At 53.1% G+C, this 13,580-nt stretch carries 13 protein-coding genes; 5 read left to right on the top strand and 8 right to left on the bottom strand.

Annotation, left to right across the window (positions count from 1 at the left end; all coding sequences use genetic code 11):
- Positions 1-69: 69 nt before the first annotated feature.
- Positions 70-1,317 carry an ABC transporter permease gene (locus tag ACFPMF_RS08755; RefSeq protein ID WP_379843266.1) on the bottom strand — a complete coding sequence of 416 codons (1,248 nt, stop codon included), beginning with the start codon at positions 1,315-1,317 and terminating at the stop codon, positions 70-72.
- 103 nt (positions 1,318-1,420) lie between these two features.
- Positions 1,421-2,083 (bottom strand): ABC transporter ATP-binding protein, encoded by a 663-nt coding sequence (locus ACFPMF_RS08760; RefSeq protein ID WP_379843268.1) that lies wholly within the window; start codon positions 2,081-2,083, stop codon positions 1,421-1,423.
- 171 nt (positions 2,084-2,254) lie between these two features.
- On the opposite strand from ACFPMF_RS08760, the gene ACFPMF_RS08765 reads away from it, so the two are divergent.
- The gene (locus ACFPMF_RS08765) at positions 2,255-2,632 is read left to right on the top strand and encodes a four helix bundle protein (RefSeq protein WP_379843271.1); all 378 of its coding nucleotides are present in this window, start codon (positions 2,255-2,257) and stop codon (positions 2,630-2,632) included.
- A gap of 65 nt (positions 2,633-2,697) precedes the next feature.
- On the opposite strand, the gene ACFPMF_RS08770 is transcribed toward ACFPMF_RS08765, so the two are convergent.
- Both ACFPMF_RS08770 and ACFPMF_RS08775 read right to left on the bottom strand, forming a co-directional pair.
- Positions 2,698-4,152, bottom strand: a complete 1,455-nt coding sequence (locus ACFPMF_RS08770; RefSeq protein ID WP_379843273.1) for a TolC family protein — start codon at positions 4,150-4,152, stop codon at positions 2,698-2,700.
- Complete coding sequence (locus ACFPMF_RS08775) at positions 4,145-5,407, bottom strand: efflux RND transporter periplasmic adaptor subunit (RefSeq protein ID WP_379843276.1); 1,263 nt, start codon at positions 5,405-5,407, stop codon at positions 4,145-4,147. Before ACFPMF_RS08775 ends, ACFPMF_RS08770 begins: the two co-directional genes overlap by 8 nt.
- A gap of 237 nt (positions 5,408-5,644) precedes the next feature.
- On the opposite strand from ACFPMF_RS08775, the gene ACFPMF_RS08780 reads away from it, so the two are divergent.
- Positions 5,645-6,988 (top strand): hypothetical protein, encoded by a 1,344-nt coding sequence (locus tag ACFPMF_RS08780; RefSeq protein WP_379843279.1) that lies wholly within the window; start codon positions 5,645-5,647, stop codon positions 6,986-6,988.
- 35 nt (positions 6,989-7,023) lie between these two features.
- On the opposite strand, the gene ACFPMF_RS08785 is transcribed toward ACFPMF_RS08780, so the two are convergent.
- A complete protein-coding gene (locus ACFPMF_RS08785) occupies positions 7,024-9,027 on the bottom strand; it encodes a S9 family peptidase (protein ID WP_379843281.1) in 2,004 nt (667 codons plus the stop codon).
- A gap of 248 nt (positions 9,028-9,275) precedes the next feature.
- Here ACFPMF_RS08785 and ACFPMF_RS08790 point away from each other — a divergent pair, with 248 nt between their 5' ends.
- Positions 9,276-10,205 carry a zinc metalloprotease gene (locus ACFPMF_RS08790; RefSeq protein WP_379843284.1) on the top strand — a complete coding sequence of 310 codons (930 nt, stop codon included), beginning with the start codon at positions 9,276-9,278 and terminating at the stop codon, positions 10,203-10,205.
- Between the two features lie 226 nt (positions 10,206-10,431).
- Here ACFPMF_RS08790 and ACFPMF_RS08795 read toward each other — a convergent pair whose 3' ends face one another.
- Positions 10,432-10,884 (bottom strand): hypothetical protein, encoded by a 453-nt coding sequence (locus ACFPMF_RS08795; protein ID WP_379843286.1) that lies wholly within the window; start codon positions 10,882-10,884, stop codon positions 10,432-10,434.
- A gap of 212 nt (positions 10,885-11,096) precedes the next feature.
- On the opposite strand from ACFPMF_RS08795, the gene ACFPMF_RS08800 reads away from it, so the two are divergent.
- Positions 11,097-11,339 (top strand): hypothetical protein, encoded by a 243-nt coding sequence (locus tag ACFPMF_RS08800; protein WP_379843288.1) that lies wholly within the window; start codon positions 11,097-11,099, stop codon positions 11,337-11,339.
- Positions 11,340-11,411: 72 nt separating this feature from the next.
- Here the strand turns inward: ACFPMF_RS08800 and ACFPMF_RS08805 are convergent, their stop codons facing one another.
- Both ACFPMF_RS08805 and ACFPMF_RS08810 read right to left on the bottom strand, forming a co-directional pair.
- Positions 11,412-12,443: an SDR family NAD(P)-dependent oxidoreductase gene (locus ACFPMF_RS08805; RefSeq protein WP_379843291.1), complete on the bottom strand. Its 1,032-nt coding sequence runs from the start codon at positions 12,441-12,443 to the stop codon at positions 11,412-11,414.
- Positions 12,427-12,561 carry a hypothetical protein gene (locus ACFPMF_RS08810; protein ID WP_379843293.1) on the bottom strand — a complete coding sequence of 45 codons (135 nt, stop codon included), beginning with the start codon at positions 12,559-12,561 and terminating at the stop codon, positions 12,427-12,429. Before ACFPMF_RS08810 ends, ACFPMF_RS08805 begins: the two co-directional genes overlap by 17 nt.
- 395 nt (positions 12,562-12,956) lie before the next feature.
- Here ACFPMF_RS08810 and ACFPMF_RS08815 point away from each other — a divergent pair, with 395 nt between their 5' ends.
- Positions 12,957-13,358 (top strand): hypothetical protein, encoded by a 402-nt coding sequence (locus ACFPMF_RS08815; protein ID WP_379843296.1) that lies wholly within the window; start codon positions 12,957-12,959, stop codon positions 13,356-13,358.
- The last annotated feature ends 222 nt before the right edge of the window (positions 13,359-13,580 follow it).

A 13,580-nucleotide genomic window follows, 5' to 3' on the forward strand; every position in this document is an offset into this window, starting at 1 on the left:
GAAAGAGTGAAAGAGCGAAAGAATGAAAGAGCACTCTTTCGCTCTTTCACTCTTTCGCTCTTTCACTTTTTATGATTTGAGGGCTTCGGAAATGGTGAGTTTGGACATGCGGAGGGCGGGGGCAACACCGGAGAGGAGTCCGAAAACAAGACAGACCAGCAGACTGACCAGGAAGACAGTAAAGTTGATGGTCAGATCGGCGTAGGCAATCATACCGCTGGCGTTGATCAGCTGAATGATAATAAGGGTCAAAACGAGTGCAATACCGCCACCGATGAACGTTATGAAAATATTTTCGATGATAAATTGCCACATGAGGGTTTTTACGGGGGCTCCGAACGCTTTCCGGATGCCGATTTCCGAAGCCCGTTCCATAATCCGGCTGACGTTGACATTTACGAGGTTGATGGCTGGTAGCCCCATCAACATAAGCGCGATGAAGGCAATGACGCCGAAAAAAATCGTTTTCAACCCCGCATTGCCATCGAAGAACGTACCGATGAAGTTTTCCAAATACGGTTCGCTTTTCACCTCCAACGACGTATACTTAAACCCATTCTGGACGCCCGGTAACGGGATCCGGCGGATGTGACTCTGAAACTCCTCCTGAACGGTTTTTAATTCGGACGGTTTTTTGGCCAGCAGGATTGCCACATAACCCCCTCTCATGTCGGATCGCTGGTAATTACTTTTGGGAGCCGTATAGGGATAATAGACGTCGGCATACGTAAAGGGTCGCGTAATCGGGCTGCCCTTGACGACGCCAATAACCCGGTAATGGATGTTCTCAATCTCCACATCGTTGCCAATAACGGATTCGGTGGTCTTGCCAAAGTACTGTTTCTTGAAGTCATCGGTAATCACGACCACCTGATCGCCATTGGCAATATGCTGTTCGTTGTACGGTTTTCCTTCCAGAAACTCAAACTCGGTCACTTCCCAGAAATCGGCATCGGTAAATTTGGTATTCAGCTTGATCTTCTGCGAACCCACGTACGCATTGGAGCTATTGACGAAGGTACAGATTGTTACCCGTTCGGCGGTTTTCAATGATTTCGCGTAGTCCGTCAGAAACTTGAAACTCATCGGACCCGAATTCCGGGATGTTCGGCTGGAGTCACGCTGCACCATCTGCATGACATACAGCGACCGGTCGCGCCGGGTTTCGGGATAATGGGTTCCGAACAGGTGATCGAGAAACGAGGTCAGCACCATCAACACCGTCAGGGTCAGGCTGATGCCGAAGAGCGTGATGAAGGTGTAAAACGGATGCCGCAAGAGCACCTTCCAGGCGATTTTTAAGTAGTTCGTTAGCATGTTTAAAGAGTGAATGAGTGAAAGAGTGAAAGAGTGAATGAGTGAGTAGTACGTTGCGAACCGACTGGGTTTTCGCTCATTCTCTCTTTCGCTCTTTCACGCTTTATAAAACCTGCGTTCCGTCGAAAAGCCGGATTAACCGATGGGTGCGTTTGGCCATGCTTTCGTCGTGGGTAACCATCACGATGGTGGCTCCGTCATCGTTGAGACCTTGGAGAATGTTCATAATTTCGTTGCCCATCGCGCTGTCGAGGTTGCCGGTCGGTTCGTCGGCCAGAATGATTTCGGGGTTGCCGACAATGGCCCGGGCGATGGCAACGCGTTGTTTCTGTCCCCCCGACAATTGCTTCGGAAAATGCTTGATGCGGTTGCTCAACCCTACTTTTTCCAGCGCTTCCCTGGCGTAGGTCTGGCGCGGCTTGCCATTGGTGGAACGGTACAGCAGCGGGATTTCGACGTTGTCGACCACCGACAGGTCGTTGATAAGGTGGAAGCTCTGGAAAATAAAACCGATCTTCTGGTTGCGGAGGTGCGCCAGTTCCTTGTCGCGGTAGGATGCGACGGGCTGCCCATCCAGTTCGACGGTTCCCTTCGAAGGGGCGTCGAGGAGCCCCATGATATTCAGGAGGGTCGATTTACCGCAACCCGACGGCCCCATAATGGAGACAAATTCGCCTTTGCGGATGTTGAGGTTGATGTTGTTCAGCGCCAGCGTCTCGATGCTGCTGGTGCGGTACACTTTTTCGATGTTTGTGAGGGAGATCATGATTTTGAAGATTCTTGATGGTTGGATGCTGGATGGTTCTTGATGCTTGGATTCTTGATGTTTTGGATATTTGTATGTAAAACTGTCCTGGTTTTGTATTACCTTGCCGTCTATCCAGAGCTAGTACCAAGCATCCAGCATCAAGTATCTAGCATCCACAACCATCCAGCAATGAGTTACAAGGATTTGGAAATATGGCAGTTGGCTCGTGAGATAACGGTTGATGTTCATAAGATGACGTTAACCAAACTGCCCAAATTCGAAATGTATGAAACGGGGTCGCAGATACGACGGTCTAGCAAAACGGTTCGATCAAACATCGTGGAAGGGTATAGCCGGAGACTGTACAAAGCGGATTTTATCAAGTTTTTAGTGACGGCCCTCTCCTGGAATGACGAAACACTGGACCATCTTGAAACTTTGTATGAAACCCAGTCATTAATCGACACGGATTTATACACCACGCTACATCATCGCATTCAGCTCTTAGGGCGAAAATTGAATCTGTTCATTTCAGCCGTCGAACGCCAGCACCAAAGCCCCAAATAATCCGCTATCCAGTATCCGTTATCCAGCATCCGGAAAATCCAGCATCCAGAAAATCCAGCCTCTTTTCATTGTATCTTTTCGTTTCGTTCAAAATCGTACAGGGTCAACAGACGGATCGTGTAAAAAGCCGTCCAGTAATCGCGCAGGGCCAGAATGGCGTCGCGCCGGGCGCGGTCTTTTTCCTGCATCGCAATGCCCAGGTCCGTCACGCTCAGGTCGCTTAGCATGAAGCGGTTTTGGGCAATCTGGTAGCGTTGCTGACCAATTCCGTCGGCTTCGGCGGTGAGTTTTACCTGCTGTTGCAGCATTTGCAGGAGCGTCACCTGGGTGTAAATTGCCTGCTCAAACGAGAGTTTATCCTGCTCGACGGATTGCGTCGTCAGTTGCTGGTTGGCTTTGGCGGTTTCGGTGCGGGCCTGGGCGCGTCCCCACGTCATGATGGGCAGAACGAACTGAACCTCCAGAAACTCGCGATCCTGCGGTCGAATGTAGACATCGCCAAACCGCGAGCCCCGGTTCGAAAGGCCGAAAGCGGCATTCAGCGTGGCATTCAGGCCGTTATCCTTGCGGGCTTTGTCCACATCGCGCTGGGCTTCGAGCAAACGCCGGCGGAAGGCAATGGCATCGGATCGGTTGCTGAACGCTTCGTTTAACGCTTTTTTGACGTCAATGGTCAACGCACGGATCTGCATGGGAACGGCCAGTTCCAGGGGCTTTTCATTCCGATAACCCAGGTACGATCGGAGTCGCAGCGACGCGATTTCGGCGTTCTGGCGGGCCGATGCGTAATCTTTTTTCGCCGTCAACACGCTCAGTTGCAGTTGCAACAGATCGTTCTGTGAAATCTTGCCCAGTTCCAGTTTATGCTGGGCAATTTGGTAGAGCGTATCGTTGTTGCTCAGGTTCTTCTCGGCAATCTGCAAATTCACCTGGGCCACCAGCAGGTCGAAGTAAAAACCGGTTGCCTCGACGGTCACCTGTTCCATCGATTCGATAAACTGCTGGTTGCTTTCTTCGAATTTCAGCGGCTCAATTCGGCGCTCCCATTTCATCGGGTTGAACTGAAAAAGCGGTTGAGTGATCCCGATGGCGAACGGAATCCCGTTGTACAGCGTGTTATTCCGCTGAAAATCATCGAACCGCTGGAGTTGCTTCTGCACAAAAACCGACCCACCTGTTGGGGCAATGTTCTGTGTTAGTGCCAGATTCAATACTGAGTTGTTGTTGGAAATCGGCTGAAAATTGATCGTTCCGTCGGGCTGTGTCACCGGGGTAAACGACCGCTCGAAGCTCGGAATCGACCCGTTCAGGCTCAGTTGCGGTTTGTAACCCGCCAGAAAGGTGCGGTATTGCCAGTAGCTCGTTTGTTTCTGCGTAGTCGCCTGTTTGGCGGCAATCGACTGCGCTTTGGCCATCTGCACCACATCGTCCAGCGTCAGGGGTTGCGCAAAAACCGGAAGCGTCATCAGCAGCAGGACAACGAAAGAAGCCGCTTTCATGGTAAAGAGATCCTTATTCATTGCTGCGGTTTTCAATCGTAATTTCCTGCAAATGCTCGTACTCGCTCAGGTCGGTGATGATCACTTTTTCGCCGGGCTGAATACCGCTCCTGACCTCCACGAAATCGAAGTTGGATAAACCGGTTTCCACGTCCCGACGCTCGGCAACCCCTTTCGCATTCATGACGTATATAAATTGCCGTTTCTTGCCTTTGAAGGCCGGACCATTGGCCACCCGCACGGCTTTGGCGGTTTGGCTGGTCACTACAAACACCTCGACTTTCATGTTGGGCCGCAGCGACGAATGCCGGTTGTCGTCCAACTGCACGACGAACTGGACAACACCGTTTTTGACCGACGGTTTTACCTGCGTGATCATCCCGCGCAGGTTGCTCTCGTTGATTTTCACGATGACGGGTAATCCCGTTTTTACCTGATCGGCGTAGACATCCGAGCAAGAACCTTCCACCCGAAAACTGCCCAGATCGGCCAGTTTAGCCAGCATTTCACCCTCGTTGACCGCCGAACCGATGTTTTCGTTCACCCAGGTCAGCACGCCAGGGCGGTCGGCGACGATGTTGGCCTGTTTCAGTTTGTGGTCGAGTTCTTTGAGGTTTTTCTCCTCGATCTGGGCCTGCAAGGTGGTTTCTTTCAGGCTCGTACCCATCGACTGGCGGTTGTAAGTCAGGTCGTTTTCGAGTTTCGTCTTTTCCAGTTCGGCAATCCGCAGGTTGTTTTCGGCCCGGGTGACATCCTCCTGCGTTCGCCCACCGACTTTCAGCAGGCGACGGGTATCTTCCAGTTCGGCTTTCAGCCGGTTGATGTTGAGGGATTTGATCTGGTCATCGGCTTCGGCATCGAACAGGTTTTTATTGAGCTTCATCCGCAGTTGGTCGATGCTGTTGCGTTTGAGCGCGAGCTGATCCTGCATTTTTTCGTAGTCGATGATCGTCAGCGATTTGTCGAGGTCCAGAATGGCCTGACCCGGTTTTACCTGGGTGCCGGGCGTGAGCAGCACCTGCCGGATGCTGGCCCGGATCGGGCTGGTGATGATTTGTTCGTAGGCCGGAATGACTTCGCCCGTCGCGTTCAGGGAGTTTTCGACGGGCCCCACCTCCGCCGTCGCTGTTCGGATGCGGGAGGCTTCGACGGACGTTTTCAGGGCGTTCCGGAAGAAATATAGAGCGACCGCTACGCCAACCAGGGCTACGAGGGCAATCGTATAGGTTCGGGTGCGGCTTTGCCTAACGACTTCGGGAGCAAGTTCTCTATCCATTAGCTTGTTGTTATTCGCTAATAGCTAGTATCCAAATGCTATGCCAGTAGTTAATGTGCAGATTATTAAAGCTTTAGTTGTGTTGTTGCTTGGTGGAAATGTGCGGTTTCGCACAGCTTGTGCGCCTGCGAACATAGGGCGGCCACCGAGTCGAGTAGTTTTAATCGAATATATTCATAAATTACATCAGTTTGGTACAAAACGGGACCGGATTCTTTAAACCTACGTTTTTTGATCATGCGCCGGAATTTCCATTTTCTGATTTTACTACTGGGGTTGGCCGTTTTACAAGGAGTGCTGACCCAGTGCAAGCGGAATTCGGAGGAGAATTCATCGCCTGAGTCGAAGTTGAAGATTGTGGAATTTCATCTCGCCGGTATTCCCGACAAAAACATTGTCATTAATCACGCAGCGCGGACCATTACCGTGCAAATGCCGCCGACCCTTACTTCGCTGAGTCTCAAAGCCGATTACCGGCTCAGCCCGGATACCCGACTGGTCAGCGGTTTACCGAATGGTGAACTCAACGTGGTGGCTTTGAGCAAATGCTACGAGAATCAGCGAATTGGCTTGGCCAGCACCGGTAGCTCGTCCATCGACCCCTCAGTTCAGTATGCGCTGATCGCCATCCCGTCCGGGAAACTAACGCTAAAGCCGACCCAACCGCTGGAAATCGAACTGGGTGAAGGCATGACGGTGAATGTTCCCGTCGAAAATCTGTACGGCAGCGAACCGTTAGTGGATGCGCGGGTGACGCGGGAAGGCACGACCGAGAAAGTCAGCCTGTTTCGGGAGCAGACCCCGAACAATTGTGTCTGGTTCATAAAAGGAATTGTCAATCAGGTCCAGGTGGCAACATCCCGCCAATTGCAGCCGGGGCGGTATTCGCTGGAACTGGTGCAGGCTGATGGGACGGTGGTGCCGGTGTCGCAGCCGTTGATCATCAAAAAAGGCAAGGCAAGATTGGGCTATAATCAGTGGACCTGGGGGGTGATGGCAAACGAACCCTTTATTGTCGAGGGTTTTAACCTCTTCGAAAGCGATGTTTCCCTGACGATTATTGGAAAAGACCGGACGTATCGGCCCATCTTAGGCGACTTTGCTGCCGACGGAACCCGTTTCCGGGTGTTGACCCCGGCGCTACCTCCCGGAAATTACATCGTAAAAGCGCACCAGAATGGCCAGGAAATTACCTGTCAGAAAATGAGTGTGTTGCGCGAAAAGGGACAGCCGGTTTTGCTTAGTATCACCAATTACGGTACTTGTTCGACCTTCGAAAAGTTGTCCCTGAGCCGGGCGAAGCGAATCGATCTGTATTACAATCCTATTACCGGTAGACCGGCCGCAAATCGGGTTCAGCTGGACGAACAGCTGCAATTCAATCGCATCGACAACCCGGCTGAAACCTACAGTGTTCCGATTGTTCCCTACGTTCTGGCGGGGCCGGAAGCACCCGCTTATTTCAGTATTCCGGAATCGGTTCCGGTGGGGCAGTACCACGTAAAACTACAGGTAAAAGATCCGAACACCGACCACTTATTGCAGAGCGAACCCTACGAACGGGTGATCGACGTACAGTAGATTCGCCCATCCTGCCTAATGAAAACCGATTCGTATTACTTCTTCTCGGCCAGCTGCACGGTTTTGACGTCTACGGTGATTTCTTTCAGGCGTTGGGCTACATTTTCGGGCATGGATTCCTGGTACCGTCCGCCGAGGTGCTTGGCCAGAAATTGCTCCGCCAGGGCCAGCATGGCCATGTTGTTGACGGGCCGGGCAAAACCGTGGCCCTCGTCGGGGGCGCAGAGGTATTCGACCGGAAAACCGCGGTCGCGGAGGGCAATCACAATCTGGTCGGATTCGGCTTTGTTGACGCGGGGGTCGTTGGCCCCCTGTACCACCAGCAACGGCGATTTGATTTTATCCGCCGAAAACAAGGGCGACTGTTTTGTCAGCTGGGCTTTGCCTTCGGGCGTATTCGGGTCGCCCATGCGCTCGTAGAAGGTTTTGCGAATCGATTCCCAGTACGGTGGAATTGAGTTCAGGAGTGTGATGATGTTGGAGGGGGCCACAATCGCCACTCCGGCCGCGTAGACATCGGGCGTAAAGGCCAGCCCCGCCAGCGTGGCATAGCCGCCGTACGAACCGCCCATGATCCCGACGCGCTTCGGATCGGCAATGCCCTGATCGACCAGATACTTCACACCCCAGGTGATGTCGTCCTGCATTTTTTCGCCCCACTGCTTGTTGCCCGCGTTCAGAAATTGCTTGCCGTAGCCGGTGGACGCCCGGAAATTCATCGACAAAACCGCATAGCCCCGGTTGGCCAGAAACTGGTGATAGGCATTATACCCCCAGAAGTCGCGGCCCCACGGGCCACCGTGCGGAACCACCACCAGCGGCAGCTTTTGCGGATCGCGGCCTTTGGGCAGCGTCAGAAAAGCCGGTATTTCGAGTCCGTCCGACGAGCGGTAGCGAATGGCTTCCATGCGCGCCAGATCGTTGATGGGCAGTTTGGGCCGGGGGCGGTATTGGAACATTAGCTCCTTGGTTTTGCGGTCGAACAGGAACGTCGCTCCGGGGTCCGTATCGCTCGTGGCCGACAGCAGCCAGTATTGCTCGTCGTCGGTGGACGAACCAAACTGGATGTCCATGCCCGGCAGTTCGCGCAGGATAACCTGGAAATCCTTCTCGAAGGCCTTGTCTTTCCAGTACCGGCGCAACCGGTCGTCGGTGTAGGTCGTAAAAATCGGTTCGCGGGTCAACTCGGAAAGGGCTACACCGCCGAAATCCACCTTTTTCAAGGGGTCGGATTCGACGGTTTGTTCCTTCTGGGTTTCGGGATTGAGCAGAATCAGTTTCTGAAGATCCGCTTTGTCCTTGTTGGTGACCACGTAAACCCGCTGGTTGTCTTTGTGAAAACCGACCGGATAACTGGTTTCGTAAATCGAGGTCGAATAGATTTTGGTCATCCCGCTGGCATCGACCCGCAGCATCTCGGAACTGCCATCGGCGGCCGTGCTGGTGGCCAGCCGCAGCTTGTCGTCCCAGTCGAACACCCAGCCGGTAACCCGGTCGGTATTCTGGCGGAGGAGCGTTTTTTCGCCGGTTGTCAGGTTCAGCTGGTACAGGTCGTGCCAGGCTTTGTCGCGGTCGTTCAGGCCGATGTATAAGGTATTGGGGTCGGTTTTCGGAACGCGGTAAATAAGCGCCCGAACGCCTTTTACGTCGGTCAGGTTGCGGGCTGCCGGTACGCCCGCAGCGCCCGGGGAGTCGGAGGGGTTGACGGCGTAGATGTTAAAGTTTTCATTACCACCTTTATCCTGTACGTAGAGGACGTATTTGCCGTTCCGCGACCAGAAATACGACCCAATTGGGCGGGTTGTATCGGCCGTCACCGGTTTGGCCGCTGTGAAGGGGGCGTCGCGTTTTTTGACCCAGATGTTGCGGGTCCCTTTATACGGTTTGATGAATGACATGTACGTCCCGTCGGGCGACAGCTGGGCACCGCTGATTTCCGGGTCGCCGAAAATCAGCTGCCGGTCGATGAGCGCCGGAACCTGCGCCGTTGCCGTCAGCGTCAGCCAGAATGTAAGCAGGAGAACGGAAAACTGTTTCATGACAACGGTTGATTGAGATGGTTCGGTAAGTTAGTGAAAAAAGAAACCGTTCGGGCGCAGAACGATTGCTTTTCGCGCGAGCAGGGTGGGCAATTTGTAATCGGTTTTGCCCAACGCCGTAACCGTTCCCTCAATGGGTAGGCTGGACAATCCAACGCATTCCGGTCGGTAAGGGTCGCTTTCGCGGGTGCCGCCATCATTCACTGATTCCGTTACCCGGTTTCTCTTACTACCAAAGTGACACAAGAATGATTTTTCGATTTTCCCGAAAAGTGGCGCGGGCCGCCTGCTTCCTGCTTGTCGTTAGACTATTCATGGGCTGTCAACCTGAAAATCCGGTTTCTGACCCGGTGGTACCGGGCGAGGAGATCATTCGGATTCCGGTCGTGGTGCATGTACTCTATAACAAGGACGAGTTTAACATTAGTGATGAAAAAATTGCGTCTCAACTCGCCGTCTTAAACCAGGATTTCCGGAAGAAAAATCCGGATCATACCGCAACCCCTGCCGAGTTTGCTCATCTGGTGGCTGATGTCGGTATCGAATTTTATCTTGCCACAAAAGACCCGGACGGCAAGCCCACCAGCGGCATCACCCGGACCCGAAGCACGGTGGATGGCTGGGACGGCAAAACGCCCGGTGCTCAGCAACCGATTGACGATCTGGCGCTTTATTTTACCAGCCAGGGCGGACACGACGCGTGGCCAGCGGATCGGTACCTGAACATTTGGGTGGCGGAATTGTCGAACCGGAATGGAGAGCTGGCCCTGGCCGGTTATGCCCAGTTTCCGGGGGGCGATGCGCGGCTGGATGGCGTGGTCGTCGACCCGCGCGTGTTCGGAACGCTTCCCCCGTTGGTGGAAGAACATCGACTGGGGCGAACGACGACCCACGAAATCGGGCATTGGCTAAACCTGATCCACATTTTTGCGAATTCGGGCAATTGTCAGTCAACGGATCAGGTCGATGATACACCGGCCGCCAGCGGTCCGTATACCGGCAAACCGACGTACCCGCAATACGCCTGCGGTCAGAGCAGTCTGTTTATGAACTTTATGGATAATGTGGACGATGAGGCCATGTATATGTTCACCAGCGGGCAAAAAGCGAGAATGCGGGCGGTTTTTGCCCCGGGCGGTGGACGAGAAGCCTTGTACAAGGCGCTAAAAAGCCAATAATGATGCTCAAAACCGAGTCGTTCGTAACCCGGTTTTACAACGAAAACGTCCGGGCCGTCGCCGTCTCCTGGTTTTCAAGGCGAACTTCAGTCCGCCCTGACTACCGGGCGCCCTTGCCGGTGAAGGATCGCAAAACTATGTGAAAACAGTAAACCGGTATGGTTTTATGACACTAAAAAAGCCGACCCGGTGTGGAAGGTCGGCTAATGATCAGGAAAGAATTGTCTTATTTTTTGGCTTCGAAGGTAATTTCTACCGGTTCACCGTCAGAAGTGCCGGAGGCTTCGAAAATCAGTTGACCAGCATTGATTTCGGCTACCTGCGATCCATTGCCCGTATACAGACCGTACGTTTTGCCTTTTGCCTGAATTTCGTATTCGCCCAGATCCAACTCCCGGTCCTGTTCGCCCGTGGCTTTCAATAACAGCACCAGCGAAACCGTACCGTCGCCGGTTTTTTGCACGTCGGCCGAAGCCGATACGGTAACTCCTTTTTGCGTAACGGGTAATTTGCTGTAACTGACAATGCTTTCTTCACCCACTTTGTAATCGAAGGAACTCAATTGGTAGGTTCCTGCAACGGCGCTGGCCGGATCTTTGGGAGTCACTTCCGTTTCAGAATCTTTCTTACAGGCGGCAAACGTGAGCAGTGCGAACAGAAAAATCAGTCCTTTTTTCATTAGTTCAGTTGTTTAAGGTTCGGTACAAACTTAGCGGCTAAGCGGCTTGATAATCAATCACAAAGGCGTTGAAGTGGAATTTTTAATGGTTGAATTGTCTGCCCGTTCGTTGAAGCGGCTGTAAGGGGGTGGGCGTTGAAGGAGGCAAAACGGCGGTTTTTCAAACAAAGCGGTTTGAGAGCGGTTATTTTTGAAAGCAATTCACTCAACGCATGAAAACGAAACAATGGATAGGGGGGCTTGCACTGGCCTTTTTGGCGGCTACCACACAGGTGGCCTGCCAGTCGAAAACGGAGCAAAAATCCGAGGAGGTGCGGGATGAGTACAAAGATGTCGTGGACGCCCAGAACGAAGGCGACTCCAGCGATGTCAGGGACGAACAGGCCGAACTGGATTCAGCGCGGCAGGATTACAAAGAACTGGCGAAAGACTCAACCGCCCGGAAAAATCCCTGATAACGAAAGTCAACAGCCCGCTGCGGCACCCGGCGGTTTTGCAGCGGGCTGTTGGTGACGATTTCCTCGGAACTACCACGAATACTGATTATTGGCTTCGGCCGCGTCGTCGGTCCAGGTGGTGAAAACCGAGCGGGTCACGGACGTTTCGCTGTCGTGGCCTTTGGCCCGTTCTTCGCCAATACCGCCCGGAGCCGGTAATAGCAGATTGATCACCGACAACACCTCGGCCGTCAGGCCCGGCGCCAAACCGTGTAGGGCCGACGCCAGTTTGGCGGGTAACGAAATAATCAGTTCGGCGCGTCCGTAGCGGCAGGCTTCCAGAATCTGCCGGGCGCTTTCTTCGGCGCTTTTCGACAAACCGGGCAGCGAATCGCCAATTTTAAACCAGGCATATTCTTTTTCGTTCTGGCCTTTAAACCAGGCATTGCGGGGGCTGCCCGTTCGCATCAGCCCGGGGCAAACCGTGGTGACGTAAATTCCGTCTTTGATGAATTCCGCCCGAATGCCTTCCGAATACCCCACCAGCGCAAACTTACTGGTCGAATACGGCAGCAAATGCGGGAACGCTACTTTGCCGCCAAACGATGCGATGTTGACAATGCGACCGGTTTTGCGCGCCCGCATCTGCGGTAAAACCGCATTGATGGTATGGAAGGCCGACCAGAAATTGATTTCCATCACTTCCCGAAAATCGTCTTCCGTTGCGTGTTCAATGGGCGTCACCAGAATCGTTCCGGCATTGTTGACCAGCACGTCAATGGGTCCGATTTCGGCCTGAACGGATTCGATAAAATCCGTTACCTGTTCGCGGTCGGTCAGGTCGCAGGCATAGGTGAAAACCAGGCCCCCGTTTAATTCCAGATCGGCTTTGGCGCGTTCGAGTTCGGCTTCATCGCGGGCACAGATGGCGATATTGGCCCCTTCCTGGGCAAATTCCCGGGCCAGCACCAGGCCCAGTCCGCGCGAGCCTCCCGTAATGACGACGGTTTTACCCCGAAAATCGATTTTTCGCCATTGATTCAGCAAGGCCCGGGCGGCAAAAACAGCTCCCACACCCGCGAGTCCCCATAAGCCAAGCCGGTTTTTAGTCGATAGGTGCATCGTTGTCAGTTAGTTCGGTAAACAGGTATTCAACCGTCTGCACGGCGGAATGTTGGCGAGGGTCGGTTTTTTCGAGCGAACCGATCGGCTGATTGGCTTTTTTATCCGCTTGAAGCATCAATTAATTCGCTTGACAACAAAACGTCCTCCGAAAACCGCCGTGTGGGGTGAACTTTACCGAATTACGGAACAACAAAAACGACTGAATCATGAAACGCTTTGCTTACGTACTGCTCTGGACCAGCCTTTATCTGCTGTTTATGGCCATCTGAAGGGTGCTCTACCCACTACTGACGACGAAAGGGTCGGAACGTTTAGTGGCCTACCCTGCCAGAGCAACATTGGTCGCTGCAGTTAGTTTGTATTTATCGACTAAAAAGTAGGATTGGTCGATTGCGGTGACCTATTCGTCGGTGAAAGGTCGGTTGTCGAAAAAAAAGATAAAACTGGATTAAACGTTGGTTCGGGTTTGTCCTCTAAGAGACATAAAACAACCGATTAACACGACCAACCATGAAAACGAGCATCATCACTCTCTTCGCCTTAGCCGTTATCAGCACCGGATCTGCCTTTGCCCAACGGGGTTATGACAATGGCCGTTACCCGGCTCCCAATTCACGGTATGAGAGCCAGCGTTACGACGATATGCAGGAAGATATCAAGATTGACCGGCTGGATGCCATTGTCGGTCTGTCGCGTCGGCAGGAGCGGGAATTGAAACGCATTGAAAACCGCTACGATTTCCGGGAAATGGAAGCCGCCCGCCAGCGAAACCCGTATGCCTATCAGCAAACGCTGCGCCGGAAAAACCAGGAGATGATGGCGGTGCTGACCCCGTACCAGCGCGAAAGACTCTTTGCCTACCAACAACAATACCGCCGGAACGATCGGGGTTATTACGGTCGCCGGTACTAATGAACCGTTTGCCGGTTTACGGAGAGAGGTGAAGATCGCAATCCTAAACCCAATGTAGTCAGTCGATAGATCAAGTATCCACCGTCTTGTTGAAAGGGAGAGCCGTTTGGCTTTCCCTTTTTTTGGTAAAAAATCCCTTATGGTCGGGTAAAAATCAGCCCTACCGGATCCGGGTGGGCCATCCGGCTGAGGTTGCGGCTCCGGTGGGTAACAGTTTCAGTA

The sequence above is a fragment of the Larkinella bovis genome, from assembly GCF_042655385.1.
In the GTDB taxonomy this organism is placed as follows: domain Bacteria; phylum Bacteroidota; class Bacteroidia; order Cytophagales; family Spirosomataceae; genus Larkinella; species Larkinella bovis.

Excerpts from the sequence above, each read along its gene's own strand:
- ACFPMF_RS08755 (WP_379843266.1), bottom strand. The coding sequence starts at position 1,317 with ATGCTAACGAACTACTTAAAAATCGCCTGGAAGGTGCTCTTGCGGCAT.
- ACFPMF_RS08760 (WP_379843268.1), bottom strand. The coding sequence starts at position 2,083 with ATGATCTCCCTCACAAACATCGAAAAAGTGTACCGCACCAGCAGCATC.
- ACFPMF_RS08765 (WP_379843271.1), top strand. The coding sequence starts at position 2,255 with ATGAGTTACAAGGATTTGGAAATATGGCAGTTGGCTCGTGAGATAACG.
- ACFPMF_RS08770 (WP_379843273.1), bottom strand. The coding sequence starts at position 4,152 with ATGAATAAGGATCTCTTTACCATGAAAGCGGCTTCTTTCGTTGTCCTG.
- ACFPMF_RS08775 (WP_379843276.1), bottom strand. The coding sequence starts at position 5,407 with ATGGATAGAGAACTTGCTCCCGAAGTCGTTAGGCAAAGCCGCACCCGA.
- ACFPMF_RS08780 (WP_379843279.1), top strand. The coding sequence starts at position 5,645 with ATGCGCCGGAATTTCCATTTTCTGATTTTACTACTGGGGTTGGCCGTT.
- ACFPMF_RS08785 (WP_379843281.1), bottom strand. The coding sequence starts at position 9,027 with ATGAAACAGTTTTCCGTTCTCCTGCTTACATTCTGGCTGACGCTGACG.
- ACFPMF_RS08790 (WP_379843284.1), top strand. The coding sequence starts at position 9,276 with ATGATTTTTCGATTTTCCCGAAAAGTGGCGCGGGCCGCCTGCTTCCTG.
- ACFPMF_RS08795 (WP_379843286.1), bottom strand. The coding sequence starts at position 10,884 with ATGAAAAAAGGACTGATTTTTCTGTTCGCACTGCTCACGTTTGCCGCC.
- ACFPMF_RS08800 (WP_379843288.1), top strand. The coding sequence starts at position 11,097 with ATGAAAACGAAACAATGGATAGGGGGGCTTGCACTGGCCTTTTTGGCG.
- ACFPMF_RS08805 (WP_379843291.1), bottom strand. The coding sequence starts at position 12,443 with ATGCACCTATCGACTAAAAACCGGCTTGGCTTATGGGGACTCGCGGGT.
- ACFPMF_RS08810 (WP_379843293.1), bottom strand. The coding sequence starts at position 12,561 with ATGCTTCAAGCGGATAAAAAAGCCAATCAGCCGATCGGTTCGCTCGAA.
- ACFPMF_RS08815 (WP_379843296.1), top strand. The coding sequence starts at position 12,957 with ATGAAAACGAGCATCATCACTCTCTTCGCCTTAGCCGTTATCAGCACC.